We start from the raw sequence: 4,216 nt of genomic DNA, 5'->3' as shown, positions 1-4,216 counted from the left end.
TGGGGAAGATCCCGACCACGTTGGTCCGACGCTTGATCTCCTTGTTCAGGCGCTCCAGTGGGTTCGTGCTATGGATTTTCGCCCAGTGATCGCGCGGAAAGCTCTTGTAAGCCAACACATCATCCTCGGCGCGGCGCATCAGTTCCGCGAGCCTTGAATGGCGCGGTTCGAACGCGTCGATTAACTTTGCCCAGTGGTCTTTCGATGCCGCGAGTGTGTCCTGATCGAAGGCGGTTCTGAGCGCCGCGGTGACGATCGGGCGGTCCTTTTTGCCGACGCTGGCGAGCGCGTTGCGCATGAAGTGAACACGGCAGCGCTGGACGGTGGCACCGAGCACCTTGGCCGCGGCTGCCTTCAGGCCCTTGTGATCGTCGGCAATGATCAGGCGGGTTCCGCGCAGCCCGCGATCTGCGAGAGAGCGAAGAAACTCATCCCAGAACACCTCAGCCTCGCTGGGCTGGACGGCGATGCCCAGAACCTCGCGACGGCCATCCAGGTTGACCGCCACGGCCACTATGGCAGCAACGCTGACGATCCGGCCGCCGCGACGCACTTTGATGTAAGTGGCGTCGAGCCACAGGTACGGCCAGTCGCCCTCAAGTGGCCGACCCAAGAACGCGTCGACCCTTTCGTCGATCTCGCCGCAAAGACGGCTGACCTGGCTCTTGGACACGCCGGTCATTCCCATTGCTTTGACCAAGTCGTCCACAGAACGTGTTGAGATGCCTTGGACATACGCCTCCTGGATGACGGCCGTCATCGCCTTCTCCGCCGCCCTGCGGGGCTCCAGAAACTCCGGGAAGTAGCTGCCCTTACGCAGCTTGGGGATCTTCACATCCACCCTTCCGGCACGCGTCTCCCAGGCTCTGGTCCGGTAACCATTGCGGTGGTTCACTCGCTCGCCGCTGCGCTCGTGCGCCCCGGCACCACAGAGATGGTCGACATCCAGTGCCATGAGGCGGTCGGCGACGAACCCGAGCATCTGCGCAAGCAGGTTGGTGTCAGACGTCTCTGACAAAAGCGCGCGCAGTGCCGCAGTGTCTGATAGGCTGGCCTTGGTCATGGTTGTTCTCCTCGGTCATTAGGTCAGGTCGGCAAACCAAACTGTAGCCGAAGAACAACCGTGGCCGCCAAGCGGCCCGCGCGGGCCTCGCTTCGCTACGCTAAGGCTCCGCTCAGCCCGCGCTAACGGCGGAAATTACACCAATCGTTGGGACACTGCTGCAAAAAGTGAGGCATACACCACCGTTAGATGTTTTTCGAAACTTTCTATGCTGTATGCCTCACTTTGGAAATATATCAATTATTTGATTGACTTGAAATATACGTGATGGACACCCTGAAATACATGAAAACGATCGCTGACATGGTCCACTGGATCGAGACCGATAACCCGTTCACACCAGCCTTCCAGAAGAAAGTCCTAGGGTCTGTGCGGAAGATGAAAAAGCTTCCGTACTATGGTGTTCCCTTGGAACAGATCCCCGCGGATCTGGAGGTCTTCGACAAGACCTGGGGCCGCGGGCCTGTGCGACAGCTGCCGGTCGGGTTCAAGTCAACGTCGTCATTCTCGGCTTGGCGCTCACAGGTACGTTCCGCTTTGACCGCATTCTTCGGCACCGCCAAACCGGTCGCCACCGCCGACCCTGACGATAGCTGGTCCAAGCTTATGACAGACCTTGAGACCGCAGGAGTTCCTGCCAAGAAGCTGATTGCCGTCAAAGTCCTGGCAAACGCTGCGCGCCAGGAAGCTCGTGCCCCGAGCGCGGTTTCCCAGTTGTGGCTCCAGGGTGCTGTGGACACGGCGGATACGCCGGGTCGCCACCGATCCATCAAGGCTGCAAGCAAGCTGATCCACAAGCACCGAAATGTCCTCTCTGTTCGGACGTCTCCGGATTTCGGAATCCCGGTGCAGAAATCCAGGACGCACTGTCGCCGTCTTGCGCTACCCGAACCCTTGTCCAGCGAGGCTGAGACCTGGAAACAGACGCGTATCCAGGGAGAACGAAAAGGCCACCGCCGCAAGCGGAAGAGCGCTTGTTCACCTGCGCGCGCAGAGCAAGCGATGCGCGGTGTCACCTATGTCTACAGGGCCATGGTTGAGGCAAAACTTCTCCAGCCCGAGCAGGCCTGTTCGGTATCCGAAATGGCCAATCCGTCACTGCTGGAGGACGTTATTGAGCGAGAGCTGAACGGTGCATTCGACTGGGAGCCTTTAAAGCCGACAACATTGTTCGAATACGTCAACAACTGGAAGCTCTTCGTTCGCGGCAGCGGTCATGATGCCGACGCGCTGACCGAAATCATTAGCGATTTCAGCGAATTCGAAAACGTCAAATCCATGTCGACCTCCCGGCGTGACTGGTGCGAAGCCTTCCTGCTCAATCACCACAAGCAGGCTGCGTTCTTCAACTTGCCGAATGCGCTCTTTCGCCAGGCAAAGAAGGCCATGCAGGCCTACGAAACAGGATCCCAGCGTGAAAAGGACGCGGCCATCGCACTGGGGATCGCGGCCTGTGCCGCAGCGATCTGGACCTCTCTGCCCCTGCGAATTTCCACCCTTCTCCAGCTGACTTACGGTGGTGAGAGCGCAGATGTCCAACTCCATGGAAGTCGGCGCGGCCTTGTGCTGACCACGCCGCCTGACATCGTCAAGAACGGGTACTCCCACCACTACATCACATTGCTTGCGAAGCGTGGGGGAGATCCGCGGGAAATCGTCTCCTGGTTCGCGCACGAAGCACGTCCGCGCCTCTTGGCAGCCCACATCGCCACCCACCTTCGACAGCCCGATCGGCTTTTTGGCGGGGTGTCCTACGCGCGCCTGAGCTCCATCTGGCGAGAGGCCACCCTCAGCGCAGGCGTACCAATGACGCCGCACCAGGTTCGTCACGCCTTGGCGACAATCATGGCCAACCAGCCAGGTGCTGATTACGCGATCATCGCGGCCCTGCTGGGGGACACAGAGGCAACCGTCCGAAAAAACTACGTGTTCGTCGACCAGGCTCGCAAACATGAAGAGGGCCAGAAACTTCTTGCCCAGATCCAGAGTAATGTCCTGATGCGGGGTGCTGCGTGATGCCTGAACGCAAATCCCTGCCCCTGGAGCAGTTTCCCCGGAAATTTCAACTCGCCGTCAAGCGCTTCAAAGAGCCGCGCCGAGGCCGCCGCAGATACTCAAAAGCATCGATCCAGAAAACGATCGTATCCTTTGGCCAATATCTGGCTGTGGTCCAGAAAGCTGGCCTACCCTTGGAGTTATCCCGCGACGGGCTGTGCGCCTTCATCGACGACCTCGACGCTCGCAAGCTTCGCAACAGCACGAGACTGACCTACCTTTCAGGCGTCCAAGCCATGGCGACAGAGGTGAAGTATTCTAAAGCGGAGCGGCGCCTGATCCTGGAAGACTGCGAAATTTACCGCGCGGCCATGATGCGGGAGGTGCCGACCAAAGTACGCAAGATGGCTGCGCGCCCCATCACCCTGCGGGATGTTGCAATGGCCGGGGTCAAATGGCGCCAGAAGGCGCGCCAAGCCGACACGATGAACAGGCGACGAACCTATTTTCAGCGTTCCGCTGTTCTCGCGTTCCTATCCATGGTTCCTCTGCGGATCTCGGATGTCACCGGTCTGATCGTCGGCGAGCAGATCCAGCGTCGTGAAAGCGGCTGGTTCTTGAACCTCACGTCCGGAAAATCGGATTATCGTCATAATGGCCCGCTCCATCACAACTTGACGCCATATCTCGATGATCTGCTCCTATACGGCGCAAGCGGGTCACCGCATCTTCAATACGCCCAGCGTATCGGCACGCCCCTCTTTGGCACGGAGATGAACCAGCATCTCTCTTCGCGAACGTTGGCCTACAACTTCAAAGTGGCGACAGGACATACCCCACATATCGTTCGCACCCTCGTACATGATGCAATGGCAAAACATGGGACCTATGGCGCCGAGCTGGCTCGTATTCTCTGCGGTCAGACCAGCATTCAGATCGCCAAGACCTACGAGGTCCACGCACAACGCTTCCGCGCCGAACGGGCACAGGAAATTCTAAGAAACATCCAAGCGAAGACCATCACCGAAAGCCCTTAGAGTCTGATTCAAAACTTTTCGAGTGAATTCATTGTCTTGCGAGCATCCGCGTGACGCGGCGGATGTGTGCGATTGTGACCCAAGCTGCCGCGCTGGCGATGGATTTTTCCCAATCCTTCGA

At 58.7% G+C, this 4,216-nt stretch carries 3 protein-coding genes and 1 pseudogene; 2 read left to right on the top strand and 2 right to left on the bottom strand.

Annotation, left to right across the window (positions count from 1 at the left end):
* A partial coding sequence (locus tag AAFO90_RS24130) for an IS256 family transposase (protein WP_347511085.1) occupies positions 1–1,063 on the bottom strand: 1,063 nt, incomplete at its 3' end.
* Between the two features lie 267 nt (positions 1,064–1,330).
* On the opposite strand from AAFO90_RS24130, the gene AAFO90_RS24125 reads away from it, so the two are divergent.
* Both AAFO90_RS24125 and AAFO90_RS24120 read left to right on the top strand, forming a co-directional pair.
* The gene (locus tag AAFO90_RS24125) at positions 1,331–3,079 is read left to right on the top strand and encodes a site-specific integrase (RefSeq protein ID WP_347511084.1); all 1,749 of its coding nucleotides are present in this window, start codon (positions 1,331–1,333) and stop codon (positions 3,077–3,079) included.
* A complete protein-coding gene (locus AAFO90_RS24120; protein WP_347511083.1) occupies positions 3,079–4,095 on the top strand; it encodes a hypothetical protein in 1,017 nt (338 codons plus the stop codon). The genes AAFO90_RS24125 and AAFO90_RS24120 overlap by 1 nt, the downstream gene beginning before the upstream one ends.
* Positions 4,096–4,123: 28 nt before the next feature.
* Here AAFO90_RS24120 and AAFO90_RS24115 read toward each other — a convergent pair.
* Positions 4,124–4,216 (bottom strand): annotated as a pseudogene (locus AAFO90_RS24115) (IS5/IS1182 family transposase); the annotation flags it as partial.

This window comes from Phaeobacter sp. CAU 1743 (assembly GCF_039839315.1).
Taxonomy (GTDB): domain Bacteria; phylum Pseudomonadota; class Alphaproteobacteria; order Rhodobacterales; family Rhodobacteraceae; genus Phycobacter; species Phycobacter gallaeciensis_A.
The sequence above is the reverse complement of the archived record's forward strand: the minus strand, read 5'-3'. Positions and strand labels throughout refer to the sequence as shown.

Bases quoted from the DNA above. Each gene is read 5' to 3' on its own strand.
- AAFO90_RS24125 (WP_347511084.1), top strand. From the start codon at position 1,331: ATGGACACCCTGAAATACATGAAAACGATCGCTGACATGGTCCACTGG.
- AAFO90_RS24120 (WP_347511083.1), top strand. From the start codon at position 3,079: ATGCCTGAACGCAAATCCCTGCCCCTGGAGCAGTTTCCCCGGAAATTT.